Source organism: Vibrio sp. 378 (assembly GCF_033339435.1).
Genome location: NZ_JAWOUO010000427.1, coordinates 1 through 768, shown reverse-complemented (window position 1 = coordinate 768; position 768 = coordinate 1). Strand labels below are relative to the sequence as shown.

Sequence of the window (768 nt, the reverse complement as noted above, 5' to 3'; positions counted from 1 at the left end):
ACCTACCTCAAAGTCAATCAAGAACACGAAATGGGTGAAAAGGCACTCGGTGTTGCCCGTTTCCTCGCAGAGTCTGAAATCGTCATTGAGATGGTGGAAGCTCAGCAGCCAGAACCTTATCAAGAGTCCTTTCGTGCGCTCACCAAAGCGATTGGTGCAGCCTTTATTGTGATTGGGGATAACCAAGGCGTGCGCTTAATTCATCCGGTAGATGAGCGAATTGGTAAGCCAATGAAAGGGGGCGACAACCAACGAGCTCTGGTCGAAGGTCAATCCTATGTGTCTACAGCGCGCGGTTCTTTGGGTTATTCCGTCCGCGGTAAAGCGGCGATATTCGACGCACAAGGTAACATCATTGGTGTGGTGTCGGTGGGGTATTTGCTCGACAGGCTCCAAGATCGCATTGAGCCATTCCTCGCTTTTTTAATTTTGATGGTTGTCGTTGTAGTGGTGGCAAATGCCGTGGTGTCCAATTACGCGTCTCGAAAATTCCAGCGCGCGATTTTAGGCTTCGAACCAGAAGAGATCGGCCGTCTGTATGGTGAACTGGAAGTCACCATGAGTACTATCAAAGAAGGTGTACTCAGCATTGACGCACAAGGTGTGCTTCGTTCCATCAACCGCAGTGCTTGCCAGATTCTCGGCATTGACAGAGATAAGGCGCTCAACAAACCGCTTACGGATACATTACGCGACAGCGACTTATATACCGTTCTGGAAACGGGTCAAGAAGATCACGACATTGAAATTTTCCTTAATCATAAGCGG

The 768-nt window shown here is 49.1% G+C and carries 1 protein-coding gene; it reads left to right on the top strand.

Annotation, left to right across the window (positions count from 1 at the left end):
- A partial coding sequence (locus R7Q48_RS26730) for a PAS domain-containing protein (protein WP_318133254.1) occupies positions 1-768 on the top strand: 768 nt, incomplete at both ends.